General features: G+C 60.6%; 21 protein-coding genes. 11 read left to right on the top strand and 10 right to left on the bottom strand.

Annotation, left to right across the window (positions count from 1 at the left end):
- Positions 1–2: 2 nt before the first annotated feature.
- From C3Y91_RS22485 to C3Y91_RS22470, 4 genes are all read right to left on the bottom strand, one after another.
- Positions 3–674, bottom strand: coding sequence for a DUF2161 domain-containing phosphodiesterase (locus C3Y91_RS22485; RefSeq protein WP_018073922.1), 672 nt, complete (start codon positions 672–674; stop codon positions 3–5).
- Positions 675–689: 15 nt separating this feature from the next.
- Positions 690–929: a hypothetical protein gene (locus C3Y91_RS22480; protein ID WP_003561395.1), complete on the bottom strand. Its 240-nt coding sequence runs from the start codon at positions 927–929 to the stop codon at positions 690–692.
- Between the two features lie 121 nt (positions 930–1,050).
- Positions 1,051–3,240: an anthranilate synthase gene (locus C3Y91_RS22475; protein WP_024319506.1), complete on the bottom strand. Its 2,190-nt coding sequence runs from the start codon at positions 3,238–3,240 to the stop codon at positions 1,051–1,053.
- Between the two features lie 266 nt (positions 3,241–3,506).
- Positions 3,507–5,759: a TonB-dependent hemoglobin/transferrin/lactoferrin family receptor gene (locus tag C3Y91_RS22470; RefSeq protein WP_024319505.1), complete on the bottom strand. Its 2,253-nt coding sequence runs from the start codon at positions 5,757–5,759 to the stop codon at positions 3,507–3,509.
- Between the two features lie 270 nt (positions 5,760–6,029).
- Between C3Y91_RS22470 and C3Y91_RS22465 the strand changes: the two genes are divergently transcribed.
- Positions 6,030–6,983, top strand: a complete 954-nt coding sequence (locus C3Y91_RS22465) for an extensin family protein (RefSeq protein ID WP_029767229.1) — start codon at positions 6,030–6,032, stop codon at positions 6,981–6,983.
- Positions 6,984–7,007: 24 nt separating this feature from the next.
- Here the strand turns inward: C3Y91_RS22465 and C3Y91_RS22460 are convergent, their stop codons facing one another.
- Positions 7,008–8,687, bottom strand: coding sequence for a formate--tetrahydrofolate ligase (locus C3Y91_RS22460; protein ID WP_024319504.1), 1,680 nt, complete (start codon positions 8,685–8,687; stop codon positions 7,008–7,010).
- A 234-nt stretch (positions 8,688–8,921) separates the two neighbouring features.
- Here C3Y91_RS22460 and C3Y91_RS22455 point away from each other — a divergent pair, with 234 nt between their 5' ends.
- From C3Y91_RS22455 to C3Y91_RS22445, 3 genes are all read left to right on the top strand, one after another.
- Positions 8,922–9,452 carry a TIGR00645 family protein gene (locus C3Y91_RS22455; RefSeq protein ID WP_075224535.1) on the top strand — a complete coding sequence of 177 codons (531 nt, stop codon included), beginning with the start codon at positions 8,922–8,924 and terminating at the stop codon, positions 9,450–9,452.
- A gap of 488 nt (positions 9,453–9,940) precedes the next feature.
- Entirely contained in the window at positions 9,941–10,666 is a 726-nt protein-coding gene (locus C3Y91_RS22450) for a helix-turn-helix transcriptional regulator (RefSeq protein WP_020397639.1), read from the top strand.
- Positions 10,667–10,712: 46 nt separating this feature from the next.
- Positions 10,713–11,174, top strand: coding sequence for a PAS domain-containing protein (locus C3Y91_RS22445; protein ID WP_024319502.1), 462 nt, complete (start codon positions 10,713–10,715; stop codon positions 11,172–11,174).
- Between the two features lie 11 nt (positions 11,175–11,185).
- Here C3Y91_RS22445 and C3Y91_RS22440 read toward each other — a convergent pair whose 3' ends face one another.
- The 3 genes from C3Y91_RS22440 to C3Y91_RS22430 all read right to left on the bottom strand — a co-directional run bounded on the left by C3Y91_RS22440 (position 11,186) and on the right by C3Y91_RS22430 (position 14,216).
- The gene (locus tag C3Y91_RS22440) at positions 11,186–12,316 is read right to left on the bottom strand and encodes a DUF2333 family protein (protein ID WP_024319501.1); all 1,131 of its coding nucleotides are present in this window, start codon (positions 12,314–12,316) and stop codon (positions 11,186–11,188) included.
- 149 nt (positions 12,317–12,465) lie between these two features.
- Positions 12,466–13,539, bottom strand: coding sequence for a hypothetical protein (locus C3Y91_RS22435; protein ID WP_075224537.1), 1,074 nt, complete (start codon positions 13,537–13,539; stop codon positions 12,466–12,468).
- A gap of 74 nt (positions 13,540–13,613) precedes the next feature.
- Entirely contained in the window at positions 13,614–14,216 is a 603-nt protein-coding gene (locus C3Y91_RS22430) for a thymidine kinase (RefSeq protein ID WP_018485868.1), read from the bottom strand.
- Between the two features lie 236 nt (positions 14,217–14,452).
- On the opposite strand from C3Y91_RS22430, the gene C3Y91_RS22425 reads away from it, so the two are divergent.
- From C3Y91_RS22425 to aptA, 6 genes are all read left to right on the top strand, one after another.
- Positions 14,453–15,409, top strand: coding sequence for a choline ABC transporter substrate-binding protein (locus tag C3Y91_RS22425; RefSeq protein ID WP_168575802.1), 957 nt, complete (start codon positions 14,453–14,455; stop codon positions 15,407–15,409).
- Between the two features lie 72 nt (positions 15,410–15,481).
- Positions 15,482–16,327: a choline ABC transporter permease subunit gene (choW, locus tag C3Y91_RS22420; RefSeq protein ID WP_024319499.1), complete on the top strand. Its 846-nt coding sequence runs from the start codon at positions 15,482–15,484 to the stop codon at positions 16,325–16,327.
- The gene (gene choV / locus C3Y91_RS22415; RefSeq protein ID WP_018073908.1) at positions 16,324–17,376 is read left to right on the top strand and encodes a choline ABC transporter ATP-binding protein; all 1,053 of its coding nucleotides are present in this window, start codon (positions 16,324–16,326) and stop codon (positions 17,374–17,376) included. The genes choW and choV overlap by 4 nt, the downstream gene beginning before the upstream one ends.
- A 31-nt stretch (positions 17,377–17,407) precedes the next feature.
- Positions 17,408–18,157, top strand: coding sequence for a HugZ family pyridoxamine 5'-phosphate oxidase (locus C3Y91_RS22410; protein WP_075224568.1), 750 nt, complete (start codon positions 17,408–17,410; stop codon positions 18,155–18,157).
- A gap of 115 nt (positions 18,158–18,272) precedes the next feature.
- Positions 18,273–18,590, top strand: coding sequence for an ArsR/SmtB family transcription factor (locus tag C3Y91_RS22405; RefSeq protein ID WP_003561417.1), 318 nt, complete (start codon positions 18,273–18,275; stop codon positions 18,588–18,590).
- A 357-nt stretch (positions 18,591–18,947) separates the two neighbouring features.
- Entirely contained in the window at positions 18,948–20,273 is a 1,326-nt protein-coding gene (gene aptA, locus C3Y91_RS22400; RefSeq protein WP_168575801.1) for an omega-aminotransferase AptA, read from the top strand.
- 182 nt (positions 20,274–20,455) lie between these two features.
- On the opposite strand, the gene C3Y91_RS22395 is transcribed toward aptA, so the two are convergent.
- Together C3Y91_RS22395 and C3Y91_RS22390 are read right to left on the bottom strand one after the other, a co-directional pair.
- The gene (locus C3Y91_RS22395; RefSeq protein ID WP_168575800.1) at positions 20,456–21,370 is read right to left on the bottom strand and encodes an HD-GYP domain-containing protein; all 915 of its coding nucleotides are present in this window, start codon (positions 21,368–21,370) and stop codon (positions 20,456–20,458) included.
- Between the two features lie 324 nt (positions 21,371–21,694).
- Entirely contained in the window at positions 21,695–21,838 is a 144-nt protein-coding gene (locus C3Y91_RS22390; protein ID WP_018073904.1) for a hypothetical protein, read from the bottom strand.
- A gap of 23 nt (positions 21,839–21,861) precedes the next feature.
- On the opposite strand from C3Y91_RS22390, the gene C3Y91_RS22385 reads away from it, so the two are divergent.
- A complete protein-coding gene (locus C3Y91_RS22385; RefSeq protein WP_018073903.1) occupies positions 21,862–22,965 on the top strand; it encodes a branched-chain amino acid ABC transporter substrate-binding protein in 1,104 nt (367 codons plus the stop codon).
- Positions 22,966–23,062: the final 97 nt, after the last annotated feature.

Raw genomic sequence — 23,062 nt, 5'->3', positions numbered from 1 at the left:
ACTCAAGGAGCGGGGTCGGCGAGAACAATTTGCGGCCAGCGCAAGAGCGCGGCCTGCCCTGCAGGCGTCAGCGCATAAACGCCCTTCTCCTTGCGCTCGAACCATCCGTAGACATTGTCGAGCAGGATTCGGCCGGCATTGGGCACCTGAGCTTTCATATCCCGCGGCCGCTCGACCCCCCCATCGAGTGCTGAGGCGCAGAGCAACGCCTGCTGGCGATAGGCGGTCATGATCGGCGCCCGCGAACCGCCGCCGACGGCGGGATCGCCACGGCGGCGCTGATGCTCCTTGACCAGGCGCGAGCGCCGCTTCGGATTGGTGCGCGGCATCGGCGAGACGGAACTGACGATGACACTGACCTCGCCGCCATCGGAGACGCCAAGCATGCCGATACCAAGCCGCCGGCAGAGGTCGCGGTATCGTTTGTCGGCCTCCCGCCCGCGGCCTTTGGCGGAAACGCGGGCCGCAACCCAGACTTCATCGCTCATCGCCGCGCGATCGACCGCCTGGAGAAGCAGTTCGAGGTTGAAGGAGAGTTTCAGTTCGCAGACCACAACGACCGGTGGCTCGGCACCGCTCAAGCCGACGAGATCGCATCCGCCGACCTCGCCCTTCACGATATAACCCGCCGCCTCCAGGAAAGCTTTGACCGGCAGGTAGAGCGACGTCTCCATGGTAAAAACGGCGCCTCAGGCGGCGTTGAGATCGGCAATCTCGCCATATCGTGCAAGCAATCGCGGCGACGACATGTCGCCGGTTTCTTCATCGACGATCACGGCATAGGCCGCCACGCCGACGAAACGCTCAGCCATCGCCGAAGCGATCTTTTCCGCACTGACGGAGTTCGATGCCTGGCGCATTTCGCCGGGCACGAGATTGCCGCGGTTCTTGCGGTAAGGGAGAACGATGAACTTTTCAGCATTGGCCACGGCAATAGGTTCCGATTGATCGTTCCTGAAATGTTCTGATTTGCCGGAAGAAGTCAAGTCGCGGCCCGACGGCCTGATGCCTGGCCCTTCCCGCAGTAGGAAGGGCCAGGCAAAATTGCCGTCACGCAGCCTTCGTCTTCACCCTGCGCGCCAGATGCGCCACGACATTTTCGATCATCCGCATCCCGGCATCGCCACCGAGCGTCATGATCGACTCCGGATGGAACTGCACCGCAGCGATCGGTTCCTTGGCGTGTTCGATACCCATGATCGTGCCGTCGTCGCTTTCCGCCGTGATGATGAATTCGCGCGGCAGCGTCGAGGGATCGGCGAAGATCGAGTGGTAGCGGCCGACCGTCACCTCCTTGGCAAGGCCGGAGAAGACGATGCCAGGCTCCAGCACGCGGATGCGCGAGGGCTTGCCGTGCATCGGCAGCGCCAGATGGCGCAGTTCCCCGCCATAGGCTTCGGCGAGCGCTTGCAGACCGAGGCAGACGCCGAAGATCGGCAGGTTGCGCGCCCGCGCCTTCTTGATCGTCGCCTTGCAGTCGAAATCCTTGGGCGTTCCAGGTCCGGGCGACAGCACGACGAGGTCCGGGTTCAGCTTGTCGAAGATTTCCTCCGGCACTGGTGTGCGCACGGTCGAAACCGTCGCCCCCGTCTGGCGGAAATAATTGGCGAGCGTGTGGACGAAGCTGTCTTCATGATCGACGAGCAGGATGCTGACGCCCTTGCCGACGCTCGCGACGTCGCGCTGGATCCTGCCGGAATTGCCCGTCTTGGCGTCTCGGATGGCGGAAAGCATGGCGGAGGCCTTCAGTTCTGTTTCGGCTTCTTCTTCCTCAGGAATGGAATCGTTGAGCAGCGTCGCACCAGCACGCACCTCGGCGATACCATCCTTGATGCGCACGGTACGCAGCGTCAGGCCGGTGTTCATGTCGCCGTTGAAGCCGACCATGCCGATCGCCCCGCCATACCAGGCGCGCGGGCTTTTTTCATGGCTCTCGATGAAGCGCATCGCCCAGAGCTTCGGGGCGCCGGTGACAGTGACGGCCCAGGCGTGGCTGAGGAAACCGTCGAAGGCGTCCATGTCGTCGCGCAGCCGCCCTTCGATATGGTCGACCGTGTGGATGAGGCGCGAATACATCTCGATCTGCCGGCGGCCGATGACCTTGACCGAACCCGGCTCGCAGACACGGCTTTTATCGTTGCGGTCGACATCAGAGCACATGGTAAGCTCGGACTCGTCCTTCTTGGAATTCAGGAGCTTCAGGATCTGCTCGCTGTCGGCGATCGGATCGTCGCCGCGCTTGATCGTACCCGAAATCGGGCAGGTTTCGATGCGACGGCCGGAAACGCGCACGAACATTTCGGGTGAGGCGCCGACCAGATATTCCTGGTGGCCGAGATTGATGAAAAAGGAATAGGGCGACGGATTGATCGCCTTCAGCCGCTTGGAAATGTCGGACGGCTTGCTGTCGCAGCGCTCCATGAATTTCTGCCCGGGCACGACTTCGAAGAGGTCGCCCTTGCGGAAACTTTCCTTCGCTTTGGTGACGAGCTCGGCATATTCGCCCGGCCGGTGATCGCTCTTCGGCGGAATGGCATCCGTGTGTTTGAAGGGCTCCGCCGCGATATCCTGGGCCTTGCCCTCGGTCGACACGCCGCCTTTTTCGAAATCGTAACGGTCGACCCAGGCCTTGGCGGCGTAGTTGTCGACGACGAGGATCTCGTCCGGCAGGTAGAGCACCATGTCGCGCTGGTCGGAGGGCCGCGTCAGCTTCAGATTGATTGCATCGAACTGGAAGGCAATGTCGTATCCGAAGGCGCCGTAGAGCCCGAGGCTCGCATCCGCCTGCGAGTAGAACAGGTCGGTGACGGCGCGCAGCACAGTGAAGACCGTCGGCATCTTCGAGCGCTCTTCCTCGGTAAACACCCGGTCCGGCGTCTTGACGGTGAGGTCGAGGCGACGGGCGGAGGACACGCCGAGCACGATTTCGGACACCGTCTTCAGCCGCTCGGTCACGAAGCCGAGGATCACTTCGCCGCGTTCATTATAGGCTTCGATCCAGACGTCACGCCCGAAGGAGGAGATGCCGAGCGGCGGATCGACGACGGCGGTATCCCAACGCGTGTAGCGGCCCGGATATTCGTAGTTCGACGAGAACACCGCACCGCGGCGCTCGTCGAGCTTGTCGACATAGGAAGAGACCGCATCGCCGTAGGGGATCGCCCGCCGCTGCCGCGTGACGGATATGCCGCCCTTGGTCTCGTAGATTTCCGCACCATCATCCCGCAGGATCGTTACCATTGTTCCACTCCGTTATCGGGGCCCGGACGACAGGCGGCCATAAAACAAAAAAGCCGCCTCGAAGTTTCGGGCGGCTCACTCGTCGTCTTTGAACACGATTGGTCGAGGCCGCCTTAGCGAACCCACCACCAAACTGCAATGTTCAAGGACTTGATCATGGAAAAAATTGTTAGCCTGAGATCAGCCATTGCGCAAGAGGCGAATGCGGGAATGAAAAAGGGCGGCCCGAAAGCCGCCCATCCCCAGCCCTGAAAGCGTGATCGCGATCAGAAGGTCTTGGTCAGCGAGACCTTGAAAGTGCGGCCGGGCTCGGAATACCAATCGCGCGGCTGCGACGCCGTCGAGATCAGGTTGACATCGCGCACGGCGAGCGCGTTGAAATATTCCTGGTCGAAGATGTTGTAGACGCCGGCCTGCACGCGCAGACCCGGCACCTGGTCCGGTGTCCACCAGCCGGTCAGGTCGACGATCGCGTAGCCGGGCGCATCGAAGGTCGTGTCGGCGGTGTTGGTGACGGGCGTATTGAGATGGTCAGTGAGCATGCCCGCCGAAAGCGTAGAAGAAAGATCGAAGCCGAAAGTCTCGTTGCTCCAGCCGCCGCCGACGATCGCCTTGAATGGCGCCACCGAGCGCAGGCGCTGAGTGGTTTCTTCATTCCTGCCATAGGCATAGGCAAGTGCGGCATGCAGGTTGATGCCGTTGTTGAACGTCTTGTCGGCGCTCGCTTCGATACCGGAGATCGTCACACTGCTGACGTTGGTATAGTTGAACTCCGTGATGCCAGTGGTCGCGTTGACGCTCGTCACCGTTTCGATGAAGTTGTGATACCGGTTGTGGAAGACCGCCAGACGGCCGTTGAAATCACCCGTGTCGAAATTGGCGCCCATCTCGACCCCATAGCCAGTTTCTGGCTTCAGGTCAGGGTTGCCGAGCTGGGCATAGTTGCCGCCCGCATTGTAGAAGCGGCTGTAGAGCTCATCGACAGTCGGTGCGCGGAAGGCCGACGACAGCTGGGTGTAGAGCTGCACATCGGGTGTCAGTTCGTAGGTGGCGAGCACCTTCGGCGAAACGTGCTGATCGCTGCGGTCGGACAGCGTGCCGAACTTGGCAAGCGCCGGATTGCTGGCGAACCCGCCGCTCGTTGACGGATCATAGCTGAACCAGTCGAAACGAATGCCCGGCGTCAACGTAAAATTCGTATCGCCGAACTCGATCTTGTCTTCGATCGACAGGCCGATCGTCTTGCTCTCGACGTCGGGCACTTCCGACTGGTTGTTGAGCGAAGGGCATGTCGTCGGCGTCGGGCATAGCGCGGAGCTGTACTGGGTCCAATCCGACGTCGTCGCTTCGAGCGTTGCCTTCACCGAATGGCGGACGTTCGAATATTCGAAATCCTTGGTGACGGTGCCGTTGAAGCCCCAGGTCTTGTTTTCGATCTCGTTGTTACGGCCATAGGCGACATTGGCCGCCGTGCGGCCGTTCGTGCCCGATTCCTTCTTCAGGTCCTGCCAATAGAGTACCGCGCGGGCGGAGGTGAAGAAAGCGTCCGACGATGTGGCTTCATAATCGTAATCGAGGGAAACGCGGTCGCGGTCGTTCAGCTCACGGGCATCATAATTGTCGATCATATAGGTGCGCCCAGTCCCCTGCAGATCTCTTTTGTCGGTCTGGAGATCGCGACGGAACCGTTCGGCCGTCAGGCCGAGGCGGTGGCCGCCCTCGAATTCCTGGCGGAGCTTGAAAAGCAGGTTGTGCTGGTCGAAATCGGCAGGATCCGACTCGGTGCGGTAACGACCGTAAACGTCGTTGTTGCCCATATTCTCCCGCTCATGCCCCTTGCGGTAGCCGCCCTGGAAAAGGATCGACGTGTTGCCGATCTTCTTGGCAGCGGCGGCCGATCCGGAAATGCTGCGGTCTTCGCTGTCATAGGTCGACTTGACGATCGCACCCCAGTCGCGGCCTTCCGGAATAAGATCCTCCGGCTCCAGCGTGTTGACGACGATGGCGCCGCCGAGCATGCCCGAGCCGCCCCGGCTCGAATCCGCGCCGCGTACGATATCGAGCGACGACAGCGAATTGAAATCGAAGGTGTCGCCGCCGCCGTTGGCGTTGGCCGGCGCGAAGGCTCCCTGGCGTGAACTGTTCGAGAGATAGGGGATCGGGATGCCATCGACGATGGTCAGGATGCGCGGGCCGGAGAGGCCGCGCAGATTGATGCCGGCATCGCCACGTGAGGCGTTAATGCCCGGATCGACGCTGCGCCCGAGGTCCTCGATATTGGTGACCTGCTTCTCATCGAGCTTCTTGTCGGTAATCTCGGTCGAAACCGGCGTGTCGGCGACGCTGCCCGGCGCCGCGCGTTTGCCCTTGACGACGATCTCCTGCAGGACGGTGCTGTCCTCCGCCGTGGCTTGCGGCGTGGCTGCCGTAGCGCTTTGCGCGAAAGACTGCGAAACAGGAAGAACAACTGTGGCTGCCGTGCAGACCAATAGAACCGAACGCCAATGCCGGACGATCATAACCTACCCCTTAATGATGATTACCGGGCTGGCTGGTCGTGGCGCATCGAACGCTCGAGGGGCTGGCTGGGCTTTTGCGGATGAAGACGATGCAAAATTCCGCCTTCTTTTTGCCGCATAAAAAACATGAGCAGTATTGTCAACATAAAGCGGCAACTTATGTTGAATAAAAGTATCAAGTTTTAATGATCTCTCCAGACGTTGCGAAATTGCAACGAAATCCGCCCGCTTGCGTTATCCCTAGCTATCGACACCAGGGAATCGGATGCGTTGAGAAAACTTGCGATACTGGCGATCCTTCTCGCCGCAACCGCCGTTCTTGCCGGTGCCCGCCTGCCCGTTCACGGTCCTCTGCCACAGCAAAGGCCGGATATCGAGGGCACGTCCGCACCCACCCCCGATTCAAATGCCGAAGGCACGCAACCGCCGCCGGCCGCAGAAATGCCCACTCCTGAACCGAAGCCCGACATTCAAAAACCAGAGACACAAAAACCAGAGATATCGGCACCGAACGAACCGGCGGCACCGAAAACCGAACCCACCAAACCGATGCAGGGTCCGCCGCTTCCCCCTGGGAAGGAAAACCCGCAAGCTCCGACTGAGGAGAACAAGCCTCCCGCCGCACAAACACTTGAGGAACAGCATCTGACGATCGAGCCCGAAAGCGATGCCGAGCACGCCAAGTGCACGGCTGCGCTTCAGGCCCTGGGCGTCGTCTTCAAGGACACGCCGCGCATTGACGACGGCAATGGCTGTGGCATCGACAAGCCGATCATCGTCTCCGAAGCCCTGCCCGGCATCAAGCTGAAGCCGGAGGCGACGATCCGTTGCCCGGCAGCGCTTGCCCTTGCCCGCTGGATGAAGGACAGCGTCATTCCGGCGGCTTCCGCCGCCCTGCCGGAGCAGGGCCGCATCACCACCGTCAACCAGGCAACGTCCTATATGTGCCGCCTGCGCAACGGCGCCGGAACCGGCAAGATCTCCGAACATGCCCGCGGCAACGCCATCGACATTGCGAGCTTCCATTTCGAAAAGGGTGAGGATGTCGCCGTCCGCTCCCGCCGCGAGGATCCGACGCTCACCGGCGCCTTCCAGCGCACCGTCAGCGCAGCCGGCTGCCTCTATTTTACCACCGTCCTCGACCCGGAAAGCGACGCCGCCCATGAGACGCATTTCCATCTCGACGTGATCGAGAGGAAGGGTGGCTATCGCTACTGTCATTAGTCATTTCAGCAAGCCGTCACCGGATCAGAACAAACCTTCGATATAACCCTGATCGTTTAGGAAAATCCGCTCCGCCGACGGCGATTTCGGCAGGCCGGGCATCGTCATGATCTCGCCGGTGATGGCAACGACGAAGCCCGCTCCCGCCGAAAGCCGCACCTCCCGCACGGTGACGATGTGGCCTTCCGGCGCGCCGCGCAGGTTTGGATCGGTGGAGAAGGAATATTGCGTCTTCGCCATGCAGATCGGCAGCTTGCCATAGCCCTGCTCCTCCCATGTCTGCAACTGGTCGCGCACCGCCTTGTCGGCTGTCACCTCGCCGGCATGGTAGATCTTCGAGGCGACGATCTCGATCTTTTCGAACAGCGAAAGATCATCGCCGTAAAGCGGCTGGAATTTCGCCTGCCCGGATTCGGCCAGTTCCACCACCTTGTGCGCCAGGTCTTCGATGCCGGCCGAACCCAGCGCCCAGTGGCGGCAGAGGATCGCCTCGGCGCCAAGTCTCGAGACAAATTCCTTGACTGCCGCGATCTCGGCCTCGGTATCCGAGACGAAATGATTGATCGCCACGACGACGGGCACGCCGAAACGACGCACATTGGCGACGTGCCGGCCAAGATTGGCGCAGCCCTTTTTCAGCGCCGCGACATCCTCCGTGCCGAGATCGTCCTTCTTCACCCCGCCATTCATTTTCAGCGCCCGGACGGTCGCGACGATGACCGCCGCATCCGGCTTCAGCCCGGCCTTGCGGCACTTGATATCGAAGAATTTCTCAGCCCCAAGATCGGCGCCGAAGCCCGCTTCCGTCACCACATAGTCGCCAAGCTTCAGCGCCGTCTTGGTCGCCGTCACCGAGTTGCAGCCATGGGCGATGTTGGCGAAGGGGCCGCCATGCACGAAGGCCGGATTGTTCTCCAGCGTCTGCACCAGGTTCGGCTGCATCGCATCTTTCAAGAGCACAGCCATGGCGCCGTCGGCCTTCAGGTCGCGCGCATGCACCGGCGTTCGGTCGAAACGATAGCCGATGATGATGTCGCCGAGCCGCCGCTCCAGATCCTTGAGATCGGTGGCAAGGCAGAGGATGGCCATCACTTCGGAGGCGACGGTGATGTCGAACCCACCCTGGCGCGGGAAGCCGTTGGCGACGCCGCCGAGCGAGGAGACCATGCTTCTGAGCGCCCGGTCGTTCATGTCCATCACCCGCCGCCAGGTGATCCGGCGGATGTCGATATTTTCTTCGTTGCCCCAGTAGATGTGGTTGTCGATCATCGCCGCCAGCAGATTGTGTGCCGAGGTGATCGCATGGAAGTCGCCGGTGAAATGCAGGTTGATGTCTTCCATCGGCACGACCTGCGCATAACCGCCGCCGGCCGCCCCGCCCTTGACGCCGAAGCAGGGGCCGAGCGAGGCCTCGCGGATGCAGACAACGGCTTTCTTGCCGATCCGGTTCAGCCCATCGCCGAGCCCGACGGTGGTGGTCGTCTTGCCCTCGCCCGCCGGCGTCGGATTGATCGCGGTGACGAGGATCAGCTTGCCATCCTTCTTGCCCGCTTGCGCGGCGATGAACTCGGCGCTGACCTTCGCCTTGTCGTGACCATAGGGAACGAGCTGCTCGACCGGAATGCCGAGTTTCGCCCCGATTTCGAAGATCGGCTTTTTGGCCGCGGCGCGCGCGATTTCGATATCGGATTTGATTGATGGCATGGATGTTCCCCCGTCCGACACCCGCGGGCGCGGAGCCGTTGTTTTTCTCTTCATCGAGATAGCGAAATATCGGCGGGGTGTGAATAGTGCTGCGCCTTGCGGTCGACACGCTTACAGCGCCGCGCGTCTTTTCAGACGCGCAAAGGACGCTGTAACACTTTCAATCCTCGCATCGGGTCGATGCGCTAGGCGTTTATGTGGCGGTCAGCGATTGCGGCTTAACAGGCTGAAAACATGAAATCACTGGAACTCATCATCGAGCGCATCATCCTGTCGAGCCGCTGGATCCTCGTCGTCTTCTATATCGGCCTGGTAGCGGCGCTCGCCGTCTATGCCGTTTCCTTCGCCTACAAATTCCTGAAGATCGCCGCCGGCGTCTTCGAACTCGATGAGGCGGAGATGATCCTTGCCATGCTCGGCCTGATCGACGCAGCCCTCGTCGCAAGCCTGATCGTCATGGTGATGATCTCGGGCTACGAGAATTTCGTCAGCCGCTTCGACGAGGCCAGCGAGGCCGACAACGAAGTGTCCTTCCTCGGCAAGCTCGATTCAGGCAGCCTGAAGATCAAGGTCGCCTCCTCGATCGTCGCCATCTCCTCCATCCATCTGCTGCAGGTCTTCCTCAATGCGGACAAATATGCGGACGGCAAGATCATGTGGCTGACCCTCATGCACCTCGCCTTCGTCGCCTCCGCCGTCATGCTCGGTTTCCTGGAGAAGCTGATGAGCGTGACCTCGAAGAATGATCTTAAAGACAAAGGCTAACGGCGGGCACGAGGACACCTTCAGACAGTGAACGAGCAGTCGCTCAAGACAACAGCGACGAGATCGTCATGACGTGCCTCCGCAGTCCGATATCAATTTGCCAAGGCCGCAGCGGGAACGATCTCGGCCTTCCGATTCCGGGACATCGGAGACTCTCCTTCGCGTCCGGTCCACAGACATGCAAGCCGGGCTGCTGGTAGACCGGTCCACCGCCTTGCGCCGGTGACGGAGAGACCCGAGTTCTCCCCCGAACTTTCCAAAGTGATTCTCTCCCTGCCCGGCTGCGCGACCACTCCTATCCCGCCATTAAGGAGGTCAAAGATACCGCCACGCTATGTTTGCAAGTCGAAACTCAACCGAAGCGCGATCCCCTGTGGCTAATTGTTCACAATTTGAATGAATCGGCTTGTCTCAGGTTAATCGGGCTAGCATCCCGCGGATTTTCTGTATTTGATAGCGGTAACATTGAGGCTGCCGGGGGCGTACAAATGTCTTACATGACTACCTCTGAAAGACAGTCATTGCTTTCGGCAGAGCTTGCGGCCGCTCGAACACGCAGCCTGTTTGCGCAGGCGCTCGGCAGGGTCTCGACAGCCTTCGGATTGTCGCATGCGACACTGATGCACGCTCCCTCCCCGGAAGACCTCCTCTTGAAACCCCTGCTGATCGAGAGCTCGCTTCCGGCCACCTATATCAGGGATTTCGACCGCGCCCACATGATGCGCGGCTGCCCTTTCGGCCTAAGGCTGAGGCAATCCGCTGTGCCGCTGTCCTGGCACCTCAACGACGCAGTCAATGGTCAGGCCTTTCCCACCGAACTGCGCGCCCTGATGCTGCGCCATGCCATACCGGCAGGCGTTGCCATGCCGAGCATTGCAGCCGACGGCCAGCGCCTGGTCTTTTGGTTCTGCGGCGAGCGCGCCGCACTCGGCCAGAGCGAGATCAACGAGCTGGTAATGATCATTCTCCATGCACTCGATGCATACAATGCAGTCAAGCGCAACGAGGAATGCGCGCATAACGCGCTATCGAACCGAGAACTAGAAGTTGTGCGCTGGACGGCCCAGGGCAAGACCTCGATCGAAATCGGCCAGATCCTGACGCTCTCGGACCATACGGTGAACGCCTATATGACGAACGCGATCAAAAAACTCGATTGCGTCAACCGCACCCAGTTGGTAGCTAAGGCAATTCGATTGAAGCTGATCAACTGAGGAATCGGAAGAGAGTCGGCACGTCGTCCCGTGATCTGGGGGAATCGTGCCTCTTCACTTCGAACAGCCCGTCATTAACAAGACAGAGCAATCCCGCGCTCACATCGGCATCACCGATGCGGAAGTTGTCCAGATGCTTGCTGCCTATCGTCTTTTCGGCTTCTGGCGCATCGATATCGAGACAGGACATTTCTTTGCAAGCGAGGCCGTCCACGCGATCTTCGACCTCCCCTACAGCGACGGCCCTATCAACCTGACAGAGCTAATGTCGCGTATCCACGAGGAGGACCGCAGCCTGATCGCCCAAACTTTCGAAGAGGCGAGCCTTCACGGCGTCGGCTTCCATTTCGTCTATCGCGTCGACAATCGGCTTGGCGGCCACAAGCTGGTGCGCAGCGTCGGCCGCTTCCGCGACGATGAAAGCGGCGGCGGCATCGTCGGCATCACCTATGAATTCGTCGAGAAACTGCGCGTCGTCGGCTTCGAGGATGACACGATACCCCGCTGACTCCGGATCTTTTAGCGATCGAGCACCGACCGGATCTCGACGAGGTTTGAGCGCACCCTCAGAATATAAAAGCCCATCGTGGCGAGATGGCTCGGCATGATCAAGCCATCCTCGCGCCCGTTCGAGATGATCGCCGGCTGGATGCGGAGCGCCGCCTGGAACTGCCGCATGGTCCCGCCCCAGATCGTTCCGAGATTGCGTTCCGCCACCACCTGCGAGAAATCCGCCTGGGCGGCAGCCATGATCGCGTAGTAGCCATAGAGCTGGCCATAGGCGAACCAGAACCGGTCGTCGGCGCGTGTATCGAACCAGCCGCGATTGTGGTTTTCCGAGCGCTCGGCGAGCATGTCGGAGGTGCCGCCGAGATCGTTGGCAATGCGGTCGATAAACTGCATCAGGTTGTCGGCGCGGCCGTCGAAAATGACATTGCAGAGGGCGAGATCGGTGTTGAACTTGCGCAGGCTGCCGATCGCCGAGCGGTAATAGGAAGGCGTCGGCGTCTTCGGCCCGAAGGGATTGAGCCCGAAATACCAGCTGTTTTCGTCAAACTGCAGATTGCCGCGCGCGCTCTGCAGGTCATTGTTGATGCCCGATGTGCCGCGCACGCGTCCGAGCGTATCGACAAGCTCCGCCGAAGTCCGCCGGACCGCCTGGTTGACGCCGCGCTGGAACGACGCCTTGTTGTCGAGGAAGGGCGTGTGATCCCAGTCGATGCCGAAGAAGCCCATCTTGTAGAGCAGCATGGAGGAGATCCATGCGTTCTGGTTGACATTGAAATCGGTCAGATCGGCGGCGACATCGACGATCGCCGAGCGCTGGCAGGTCTTCGGCGCCGTGGCAGCAGCCCCCTCGGCGACCGGCACATCCTGCCCGGCTGCGACCTTGCGCTCCGAAAGCCGGTACTGGTCGACGAAGGCGGGGTTGAAATTCGTCCAGACCTGCGTCTGCCAGAAGAAATAGCCGTAGAGGGCGACCAGCAGCGCCACGAACGCGATGACCGGCAGCCGAATCATCCAGCTCCGGCGCTGATACCAGCCGTGCGCGGCAAGAAAGGGCCAGAAAGCCCAGGCGGAAAACAGGCGGGCCCAGCGGCCGATCGTCTGGCCGATCAGCCTGAAAAAACCGGCTATCCGGTCAAGCATCGTCGTCTCCTGTCAGGCGAGGCGAACATCGGGACATTGCCGCCATGCTGCATCCCACATATGCGCTCGATGGGCCGAGCACAACACGAGCCCTTCGATTTTCCGGAATGAAAGCATTGGGAAGAGGGGTATTGTCCGCGCCCTGCTGGTCAGGAGCGCAGGAAAGGCAGGCGAAAGCGCAGGGACCTGCGCGCCGTGTTAATCAGTGGCGCCCCCGATGTTTCCGCCGGCGGTTCGGCATAGGTCGGAAACCTTCTTGTGAATTCGAGATCGGCGCGGCTCTTACGCCGCTCCAGATCCTGGGCGACCAGCATGCCCTTCTCGAACAGCCTGATCGGCGTGGCGATATCGGGAAAGAGTTCCGGTTTGATCCTCACCTTCATGCCCGGCCTGTCGGTATCGACCTGCGCCTGGTAGATGATCAGCCGCTCCTCGACGTCTATCAACAGCTTGCGCTGCAGCACGTTGCAGGCGGCGATCCCGCCGTTCAGCGAATCGACAAAGGCCTGGAACAGGCCGATGAAGCGCTCGCGCCGCTGGCTGTCGTCTCGCATCTCGTGCTCTTCGGCGGAAATTCGCTCGGCCTCCGCCTTCAGCGCCCGTCGTTCCGCCTCCATCTGCTCCCAATGAGCCCTGTTGCCATAGACGCCGATACGGCCCTGCGTCGTCAGCGCCTTGGCATTGAGCTCCTTCATCTTGAGGCGGGCGATATCGATGGAATCGACCAGCCGGCGCCGCTGCTCGACAATGTCGACAAGGTTGCGTTCGGCTGCCCTGTGCCGTTCGGTGAGCGAGGCGCGCTGGCCGGCGATCAGCCTGGCAAGCGCGTCCGATTTCGTCAAAAGGTCGAGCAGCCGCTCGATGACCGGCGCCTCGCGCACACGTTCGGTATACATGCGCCACATCCGCTGGCGCGACACCCAGCCGGCCATCTTCTCACGCAGCGTCAGCCCCCGGAAACTATCGAGATCGGCAGAAACCTCGGCCGTCAGCCGGTCAAGAGAAAAGACCAGCTCCGCCAGCTGGGCGTCGAGCGCCGCAGCATCGGCGATATGGGCCTGGAAGCGGGCATTCTGTCCCAGGAAGACCTCGTCGGCCGACCGCGTTTCCTCGCCGCTGAAGGCGCCGATCGCCGCCACGCAATAGGTTCCCTCGGCCGCAGTCCTCTCGGCAAGGCTGCCTGCAGCTTCGTACTGGCTGTCGAATGGCGGGGGTTTGCGCACCTAATCTCTCCAGGGAATCTCCTGCTCAAGCTAGTCGCTTGCGGCGCTAAAGAAAACAGGCGGCGTCGCCGGCTTCAGACCGGCTCGGCGATCCAGGCTCCGTTCATCGCGTCGTCCCAATGCCTGCGACAGAGCGAGACATATTTCTCGTTGCCGCCGACATCGATCTGGGCGCCTTCGTGCAGTACTTTTCCTTCCGCGCCGAGCCGCACAACCATCGTCGCCTTGCGCCCGCAATGGCAGATCGTGCGCACCTCGCGCATTTCGTCGGCGATCGCCAGCAGCTCCTGCGAGGCCGGAAACAGCTTGCCCTGGAAATCGGTTCTCAGCCCGTAAACCATGACAGGGATACCAAGCCTGTCGACGACGCGGGCAAGCTGCCAGACATGGACAGGCGTCATGAAATGCGCCTCGTCGACGAAGATGCAGGAAATCGGCGCGCCTTCGTCGCTCAGCGCCGCGACGAGCCGGAACAGATCCTCATGCGGCTCGAAGGGAATGGCGCTCGCCTCCAAGCCGATCCGCGAGCCGATGACGCCGCGGCCGGCGCGCTCGTCGAAGGCGGCGATCAGCTGCACCGTGCGCATGCCGCGCTCCTGGTAATTGTAGGAGGCCTGCAGCAGCATCGTCGACTTGCCGGCGTTCATCGTCGAGTAGTTGAAATAGAGTTTTGCCATCCGATTTCTCCTTAATCGGCTTATTGAAAGCTCGGAATGGCAAAGAAAAGCCCTGAGAGAACGATAATCACAGGAATCCGGCTCGAAAACCGCCGAAAGCCCTGAAAACGAGGCGCTCGGAAAAAATCCGCAGACGTCGCAATCGCATAGGTCGATACGACGCAAACGCACTGAGGTCGCTTGTCAAACTCGGTTATTGATGGTTGGCTTGGGAACTTAAAGACTGGGAGTCTAAAATGAAAATAACAAGCACGTTCAAATTCGTTACCGCAACTGCCGTCGCCGCCCTCTCCGTTGCGACCGCCGCCTTCGCCGCAGATCCAGACAGCTGTTCTACGGTTCATTTCTCGGACGTCGGCTGGACGGATATCACCGCCACCACCGCCACCGCATCCGTCGTCCTGAAGAGCATCGGCTATCAGACCGACATCAAGGTTCTCTCGGTGCCGGTCACCTACACCTCGCTGAAGAACAAGGACATCGACATCTTCCTCGGCAACTGGATGCCGACACAGGAAAAGGACGTCCGGCCCTATCTCGACGACAAGTCGGTCGAATCCTTCGGCCCCAACCTCGTCGGCGCTAAGTATACGCTCGCCACCAACGCCAAGGGCGCCGAGCTCGGCATCAAGGACTTCAAGGACATCGCCGCTCATAAGGACGATCTCGACGGCAAGATCTATGGCATCGAGCCTGGCAATGACGGCAACCGCCTCGTCATGGACATGATCGAAAAGAACACCTTTGGCCTGAAGGATTTGGAAGTCGTCGAGTCCTCTGAGCAGGGTATGCTCGCTCAGGTCGCGCGCGCCGACAAATCAGGCAAGCCCGTTGTCTTCCTCGGCTGGGAACCCCATCCGATGAACACCAACTTCAAGCTGACCTACCTCACCGGCGGTGACGATATCTTCGGTCCGGATTTCGGCGGCGCCAAGGTCTTCACCAATGTCCGCGCCGGTTATCTCGACCAATGCCCGAATGTCGGCGCGATGCTGAAGAACCTGACGTTCTCCCTCGACATGGAGAACCACATCATGGGCAAAATCCTGAACGACGGCAAAGAGCCGGAGGCTGCAGCGTCCGAATGGCTGAAGGCGAACCCCGCAGCACTCGAGCCCTGGCTTAAGGGCGTCAAGACCCGCGACGGCAAGGGCGACGCTCTCGCGGCCGCCAAGACCGGCCTCGGCCTCTGACGATACGAACGGGGCGGCTCGCCGCCCCGTTTCATTTTTGTCCGATTGTTGTTTTTCTGGATGGGCGCGCCCTTGAATTGGATCACCGAATTTAAGATTCCCGTTGGCCCCTGGGCCAAATCCTTCGTGGACTGGCTGACCTCGAACGGCGAATGGTTCTTCAACCAGATCGCCTTCCTGCTGTCGAGCGCCATAGACGGCCTGCTCTTCGTGCTGCAGAAGCCTCATCCGCTGATCGTCATCGCGGCCATCACCGCCATCGCCTTTTGGCTGCGCCGCTCGATCGCGGTCGCCGTTTTCACCTGTCTCGGGCTGCTGCTCATCGTGAACCAGGACTATTGGAAGGAAACGACGGAGACGCTCGCCCTCGTGCTCGCCGCCACCTTTGTCTGTATGGTGATCGGCATTCCGCTCGGCATTGCCGCCGCCCGCCGCCCTTGGGTCTATGCGGCCATGCGCCCGGTACTCGATCTCATGCAGACCATACCGACGTTCGTTTACCTGATCCCTGCGCTCATCCTGTTCGGCCTCGGCATGGTGCCGGGTCTGATCGCGACCGTCATCTTCGCAATCCCCGCCCCGATCCGGCTGACGCGCCTTGGCATCATCTCGACGCCGCCGTCCCTCGTTGAAGCCGCCGTCGCTTTCGGCGCGACGCCGATACAGGTGCTGCGCAAGATCGAGCTTCCCTTCGCCACGCCGCAGATCATGGCGGGTCTCACCCAGACCATCATGCTGTCGCTGTCGATGGTCGTCATCGCCGCCCTTGTCGGCGCTCCCGGGCTTGGCGTGCCCGTCGTCCGCGCGCTGAACACCGTCAATATCGCCAAGGGCTTCGAAGCGGGCTTCTGTATCGTCATCCTGGCAATCATTCTCGACCGGATGTTCCGCACGGCGGGTGAAGGAGGCGGTGCATGACCGCAGTAAGCTTTAACAATGTCAGCATCATCTTCGGCGATCGGCCGGAAACCGCGCTTGCCATGGTCGATCAGGGCAAATCGCGCGACGAAATCGGCGCAGCGACCGGCTTGGTGCTCGGCGTCGCCGATGCCTCACTGACGATCGAGGAAGGCGAGATCCTGGTGCTCATGGGCCTTTCCGGCTCTGGCAAGTCGACGCTGCTGCGCGCCGTCAACGGGCTCGCTCCCGTGGTGCGTGGTGATGTCGCCGTCTCCACGACCACCGGCCCCGTCAACCCCTACAGTTGCAATGCCAAGGCGCTGCGGGATCTGCGCACGCACACTGTCTCCATGGTGTTCCAGCAGTTCGCGCTCCTGCCCTGGCGCACGGTCGCCGAGAATGTCGGCTTCGGCCTCGAGCTCGCCGGCATGCCGGAGGCTGAGCGCAAGCTCCGCGTCGGCGAGCAGCTTGAACTCGTCAACCTGACGAAATGGGCAGGCCGCAAGGTCAACGAGCTTTCCGGCGGCATGCAGCAGCGTGTCGGCCTTGCCCGCGCCTTTGCCACCGGCGCCCCGATCCTGCTCATGGACGAGCCTTTCTCGGCGCTTGACCCATTGATCCGCACCCGCCTGCAGGACGAACTCCTGGAGTTCCAGCGGCGGCTGAAGAAGACCATTCTTTTCGTCAGCCACGATCTCGACGAGGCCTTCCGCATCGGCAATCGCATCGCCATTATGGAGAGTGGCCGCATCATTCAGTGCGGAACGCCGCACGACATCGTCAAGAACCCCGCAGACCAGTATGTCGCCGATTTCGTGCAGAACCTCAATCCGATCAACATGCTGACGGCGGCCGATGTCATGCAGTCAGGCCTCGGCCAGACTGCCGCCGGCATGAGCGTCAGCGCCACGGCCCGCGCCGCGACCCCGCTCATCGATATCCTCGATGCCCTTGCCCGCCAGCCGGGCAGTATCGGCATCGTCGAGAACGGCGCGATCGTCGGCACCATCTCGGCTCAGGATATCGTTGCCGGCCTTACCCGCCATCGCCGCAAGCAGGAAGCTTGATGTTTTCCATCCGCTTTGTCACAAAGCGGATATGAAAGATCCGGCCTCACCCTTACGCGAAACCGACGACGATGCCCGCAAGCTCGCCCGCGTGCTTCTGCGCTCCGCCCGGCACGCGGCGATTGCCGTTCTCGCGCCCGAGAACGGCTTCCCCTTTGTCAGCCGCGTGCTCGTCGCCACCGATATCGACGGCATCCCCGTCATCCTGGTTTCGCAGCTGTCAGCTCATACCAGGGCGCTCGCCAGAGACCCGCGCGCCTCGCTCCTGACCGGCGAGCCCGGCAAGGGCGATCCCCTCGCCTATCCCCGTTTGACGACCCAATGCCTGGCAGAACCCGTCGAGCACAGCAGTGCATTCTACGCGCGTATCCGCACGCGTTTTCTCGCTCGCCACCCCAAGGCGAAGCTTTATATCGACTTTCCTGATTTCCTGTTCTTCCGTCTCAAGCCTGAGCAGGCCAGCCTCAATGGCGGTTTTGGCCGCGCCTACCAACTCGATGGGAACGATCTCATAATCCAATCGGCCGCGAATGAGGCGATCGCCGTCGGGGCGGCAGAAGCAGTGCGAGATTTAGTAGAACGCCACCCCGATGTGGCGGAAAGCCTCGCTATTAGGCTAAAGGCGCCGGAATCGGGGTCTTGGCACATTTGTGGTATCGATTCCTCAGGTTTTGACATGATTTCCGGTGATTTTCTGCTGCGATACGAGTTCGAAACCCTCGCTGTGGATGCCGATCACATTTGTTCAAACATATCTAAAATAGCATACTCGATACCTTAAATTTAGGTATATACAATCTTCGAGCCCAGTTGCTAGTTTTTGGTGTCAGTCAAAATCCCGGCTGGCGGCCTGCGCCAACACACTTGATGTACGTTTCGCATTAGGAAGATAACATATGGAAACCTCTGATTTGGCCGATCACACGAACGTGGCGGCAGCTTTATTGTCGGCCATGGCAAACCCGAAGAGATTGCTGATCCTGTGTAGCCTCGTGAAGGGCGAAGTAGCCGTCGGCGTGCTTGCGACGCAGGTCGGGCTCAGCCAGTCGGCTCTCTCTCAGCACCTCTCGAAACTGCGCGCTCAAAAGCTGGTCAAGACCCGCCGGGACGCACAAACCATCTATTATTCGAGCACCTCCGAGCCGGTCATGAAGATCCTGGCAACGCTCGAAGACATCTACCTCGTGCAGAACCGGAACAGATCCGCCGCTTAATGATAGCGCTGACATGAATGTCGGCCGATGCCGTGCTGCAAGGGAATGTTCCCGGAGGCCTGGCAACGATATTTCAGCACGTGAACCTTATGGCACGACCGGCAAATTTGCGATTTGCCGGTCGTGCCTTTGAGTGCCCTGGTCTTTCTGCTCCTTTCGCCGGCGGCGAAGGAATTGCAGCCTCATCGCGCTGAAGCGCTCGCCCCGTGATCGATCGAAGCAGCTTCAGCCCCCTGTCAGGAGGAGCTTTCGGGACTTTTCCCGTTGACGCCTTGGGAAGCCCTGATAATTTGACCGGGCAGTAAAAATATGGGCGTGAAGCCCCGGGAAAGGGCCGTCAGCGGCCAGGAGAACAGCATGTCCAATCGCCTCAATGCACCGAACGATCTTCGTGCCTTCTGGATGCCGTTTACGGCAAATCGCCAGTTCAAGAAGGAGCCGCGTTTGTTCGTCGGCGCCAAGGACATGTACTATACGACCCATGACGCCCGTCAGGTACTGGACGGCACGGCTGGCCTCTGGTGCGTCAATGCCGGCCACTGCCGCCCGAAGATCACCGAGGCGATCCGCGAGCAGGCCGGCGAGCTCGATTACGCGCCGGCCTTCCAGCTCGGCCATCCCAAGGCCTTCGAACTGGCGAACCGCCTGGTCGACATTGCCCCGGAAGGCCTGAACCACGTTCTCTATACCAATTCCGGTTCCGAATCGGTCGAGACGGCGCTGAAGGTGGCGCTCGCCTATCACCGCGTGAAGGGCAATGGATCACGCTTCCGCCTGATCGGCCGCGAGCGCGGTTATCACGGCGTCAATTTCGGCGGCATCTCCGTCGGCGGCATCGTCACCAACCGTAAGATGTTCGGCACACTTCTGACCGGCGTCGATCACATGCCCCACACCCACCAGCCCGGTAAAAACAACTTCACTCGCGGCGAGCCCGAGCATGGCGGCGACATCGCTACCGAGCTCGAGCGTATCGTCACCTTGCATGACGCCTCCACCGTCGCCGCCGTCATCGTCGAGCCGGTGGCGGGTTCCACCGGCGTCTTGATCCCGCCGAAGGGCTACCTGCAGAAGCTGCGCGAGATCTGCACCAAGCACGGCATTCTCCTGATCTTCGACGAAGTCATCACCGGCTTCGGCCGCCTCGGTGCCCCCTTCGCCGCGCAATATTACGACGTCAAGCCTGACATGATCACCGCCGCCAAGGGCCTGACCAACGGCGTCATCCCGATGGGCGCCGTCTTCGTTACCTCCGAGATCCATGATGCCTTCATGAACGGCCCGGAACATATGATCGAGTTCTTCCACGGCTACACCTATTCCGGCAACCCGATCGCCTCCGCCGCCGCACTCGCCACGCTCGACACCTACAAGGAGGAGGGCCTGCTGACACGCGCCGCCGAGCTTTCCGACTACTGGGCCGACGCGCTGCATTCGCTGAAGGACTGCCCCAATGTCATCGACATCAGGAACACCGGCCTGATCGGCGCGATCGAACTCGACCCGATCGCCGGCGAGCCCACCAAGCGCGCCTTCACCGCTTTCCTGAAAGCCTATGAAAGCGGCCTGCTGATCCGCACCACCGGCGATATCATCGCACTCTCCCCGCCGCTGATCATCGAGAAGCACCATATCGACGAGCTCTTCGGCAAGCTGCGGACAATCCTGCAGAACAACGTCTGAGAAAGCTCTGAAACTTCCGGCAACAGGGCCTGCGGCGGACCTCCTGCATTCCTTAAATCGGAATCGATTTAAGGATAAAATTATGCGGCAGTTGAAAGTGTTACAGCGTCCTTTACGCGTCGGAAAAGACACGCGGCGCTGTAAGCCCACGCAGGCCCTTTTGTTGTGAAGCCAGATAGATTTCAGCTCACCGCGGCGACGGAAAGGCAGAGGGCGAATTTTTTCAGGAGCCGCCGATCGAAATGCCCTTCGCTGCCAAGCATCCATTTCAGGGCGTGGTTCGCGCTCCATGGCGCCTTGTACGGTCGTACGGAGGTCACAGCGTCATAGACGTCGCAAATCGCAGCAAGACGCGCATGGAAGCTCACCTGCGCCTCGGAAAGCCTGCGGGGATAGCCCTTGCCGTCGATACGCTCATGATGGTTGAGACAAACATCGAGAACGATCTCCGGCATGCCTTCCTGGCGCGACAGGATCGCGTGCCCTTTTTCGGGATGGTCGCGGATCATCTTCATCTCGTCTTCGTCCAGCCGCCCTTCCTTGTTGAGTATCTCAAGCGGAATTTCAAGCTTGCCGACGTCGTGCAGCAATCCTGCTGTGCCGAGCAACTGCACGGTAGTCTCGTCAAGTCCGAGATGGCGGCTGAAAAGGATCATCAGCGCACTCACCGAAATGGAATGCAGGAACGTTGCCTCGTCCTTGGATTTCAGACGCGTAACGCTCAGAAAGACAGTGGGATTGTCATCCATCGACTTGGAGACCGAGGAAATCACCGGCGCCACCTGATCGACGCTGATGCCATCGCCATGCTGGAGCCGGCTGAAAACGCTTTCCAGCACCTGCACGGATTTCTGGATAGTCTCGCGTGCCGCCTTGGTGTCGATCTCGTGATTGCCGCCTGGCAGGCCGTCGATGTCGAGGCCTCTGCTGGTGTTGATGACAACACCTTCAATGCCGCTCTTGCGAAGCTTCAGGGCATCGACTTCACGGCGCAGCAGAAATCTTCGCTTGGACAGAAGAGGGTCATGCCATGCACCCTCGATCGCCTCCACAAACATTCCGTTGCGCACCTGTCTGGCTTCGATACGCTTCAGCATCCAGATCTCAGTTCCTGAAATATCTCTCTGTTTATGATCGACCGTTCTTTTGCATCGCAGCAATATATGCGGGAACAATGATTCTACTCTAATTGGTAGAATCAAGTGTTAATCTCAAAACAGAATTCGAATATTCGGAAAGACCAAGAGAGCTTCCTCGAAATTCAGGAGGTTCATCGGCGCACCGCGATTGTGCGGGGTACCGCCACCCTCCAGAAAATCAGCACACGGCGCCAGAATCGACGATTTGGGGACGATTTCGTGCCGGATCGAGCCGATTTTCGTTCCATTTTGTTATCAACTTGCGGAATCTCACCAAAATTCCTAGAAATCTTGCCGTTGCACCCGTTCGAGCCAAATATGGCCGGAGGGCGCATTGATCGCGCCGATATCGATCGTCCTTGGCACGGCTCCTGGGCCGTTGAACGATCCGGAAAAGCCGGCGCGACGCTTCATCGCGGGTCGCATGACCCCATCCAAGGAGACAGACAATGACCCTCAAGACATTGACGGCGACCCTCGTCGCGTCACTCGCCTTTGCGCCGCTTGCCCATGCCGATATCACCATCGGCCTGATCGCGCCGTTGACAGGCCCCGTCGCTGCCTATGGCGACCAGGTGAAGAACGGCGCTCAGACCGCCGTCGACGAGATCAACAAGAAGGGCGGGATTCTCGGCGAGAAGGTTGTTCTCGAACTGGCTGACGATGCCGGCGAACCGAAGCAGGGCGTTTCCGCCGCCAACAAGGTCGTCGGCGACGGCATCCGCTTCGTCGTCGGCCCAGTAACCTCGGGCGTCGCCATTCCAGTTTCGGACGTGCTTGCTGAAAACGGCGTGCTGATGGTCACCCCGACCGCGACGGCTCCTGACCTGACCAAGCGTGGTCTCACCAACGTGCTGCGCACCTGCGGCCGCGACGACCAGCAGGCCGAAGTCGCCGCCAAATATGTGCTGAAGAATTTCAAGGACAAGCGCGTCGCCATCGTTAACGACAAGGGCGCCTACGGCAAGGGCCTCGCCGATGCCTTCAAGGCGACGCTGAATGCCGGCGGCATCACCGAAGTCGTCAATGACGCGATCACGCCTGGCGATAAGGATTTCAGCGCGCTCACCACCCGCATCAAGTCCGAAAAGGTCGACGTGGTCTATTTCGGCGGCTACCACCCGGAAGGCGGCTTGCTCGCCCGCCAGTTGCATGACCTCGCCGCCAACGCGACGATCATCGGCGGCGACGGCCTCTCCAACACCGAATTCTGGGCAATCGGCACGGATGCGGCAGGAGGCACGATCTTCACCAACGCTTCGGACGCCACCAAGAGCCCGGATTCCAAGGCCGCAGCCGACGCGCTCGCCGCCAAGAACATCCCGGCCGAAGCCTTCACGCTGAACGCCTATGCCGCCGTCGAAGTGCTGAAAGCCGGCATCGAGAAGGCCGGCAGTGCCGAGGATGCGGAAGCCGTCGCGGCCGCGCTGAAGGGCGGCGACGAAATCCCGACCGCCATCGGCAAGGTCACCTACGGCGAGACCGGCGACCTGACCTCGCAGAGCTTCTCGCTCTACAAGTGGGAAGCCGGCAAGATCGTCGCCGCCGAATAAACCATCGCTGACCGTCGACGACCGGGCGCCCCTACGGCGCCCGGTTTCATTTTGCGGCACTCGCTTGTGGCGGCAGATCGGTTATAAGTTTCGGAAT

Source organism: Rhizobium ruizarguesonis, assembly GCF_012349115.1.
GTDB lineage: Bacteria > Pseudomonadota > Alphaproteobacteria > Rhizobiales > Rhizobiaceae > Rhizobium > Rhizobium ruizarguesonis.
This window is presented reverse-complemented; position numbering and strand designations above follow the sequence as displayed.